The organism is Acinetobacter sp. YH01003 (genome assembly GCF_013420525.1).
Lineage (GTDB): Bacteria > Pseudomonadota > Gammaproteobacteria > Pseudomonadales > Moraxellaceae > Acinetobacter > Acinetobacter towneri.
On sequence record NZ_VOXY01000046.1, the window covers coordinates 1 to 1151 of the forward strand.

At 32.1% G+C, this 1151-nt stretch carries 1 protein-coding gene and 2 pseudogenes; 1 reads left to right on the forward strand and 2 read right to left on the reverse strand.

The genetic code is table 11. From position 1 onward, the window contains the following. Positions 1 to 65, reverse strand: a pseudogene (locus FTT70_RS13765) (helix-turn-helix domain-containing protein); the annotation flags it as partial. A 706-nt stretch (positions 66 to 771) separates the two neighbouring features. Here FTT70_RS13765 and FTT70_RS13495 point away from each other — a divergent pair. Next, positions 772 to 951: a hypothetical protein gene (locus FTT70_RS13495; protein WP_004976682.1), complete on the forward strand. Its 180-nt coding sequence runs from the start codon at positions 772 to 774 to the stop codon at positions 949 to 951. Positions 952 to 1035: 84 nt separating this feature from the next. On the opposite strand, the pseudogene FTT70_RS13500 reads toward FTT70_RS13495, so the two are convergent. After that, a pseudogene (locus FTT70_RS13500) lies at positions 1036 to 1151 on the reverse strand (transposase); the annotation flags it as partial.

A 1151-nucleotide genomic window follows, 5' to 3' on the forward strand; every position in this document is an offset into this window, starting at 1 on the left:
TTGGCCAGAAAAATGAGTCGTTCTCGCTGTTCTAAACTAAGTGGTACAGAAACAATTCGAGGCATGTGTGAACATCTGTTAACTAAAAAAACTTTTTCGCATGATTAGTTATTTTTGTCAACTTATCGTAAAGTCAAAATTAAAATCACCTCAGATGAGGGAGAGTTAACTTTTCTAGAAAAGGATTGATTAATTTTTTGATTTAAAATTCTAGTGATTTTGATTATGTATACAAATTTGTGTACCTTTAAATCTGGCCCGATTGATGCAGATCGGGCTTTTTTATACCTTAATTCTATGAATGGTTCAACCTGAATTAGAATCCTTTTATAAGTCGAAATTTGATCATAAATGATCAGTAAAATTAGTATTGAAAGTCCCTTCTTTTACGCCATGTATTGCTCAGGATGAGGAATATTCCGCAAGTGGATGAGGGGATTCTTATAAAAAACCTCTCCCTGAGGAGCATGCTCCGCAAGTCTCCTAAAAGGAAAGGGAATTTCCTTTGCAGTGATTCAAAAATGATTTAAGAAAGAATCTTTTTAAATAAAATGCATCAAGTTGTCATAATCTGCACTTAAGCTATTCAGCAAACTCAGTGAAATGTAATAGGTCGTGTTTAGTCTATTTCAGTATAAGTTCTGTGTATAAATGTGGCAAGGTGCGCTCAAATGTTACGCTTTAACTATCAAAAGAGGCATGAATATGACAGAACGATACCTGAGAATATTGACAATTTTTCATGATTAAATAAATTTAAAAGGAATTGTGATGTCTATTTTAGGAATTGCTATTACCACTATTTTGGGTTTATTGGGTATTGCTGCAATTATTATTGGTTTTTTTGGTGGTGAAACTTATTTGGTGATTGTGGGTATTTTATTATTGGTTAGTGGTGCACTCACTTTATCGATGTTTAAAAAAAGATTATCCAATCCATTTAAAGATTAATTAACTAAGCACTCAATAAATAAAAAACTCAAGTAAAAATGAATTGCTTTGACACATAAAGTCTTGATTTAGCATAAGCTGTCATTAAAAAGTAAACATGTATTCTTTTCCGAATTGGTTTGATACTCTCTCCACCCATTGCTCTATTTTATCAGCTGTCATGACTTGAAAATCTCGCCAATAATATTTCATCTGCTTCC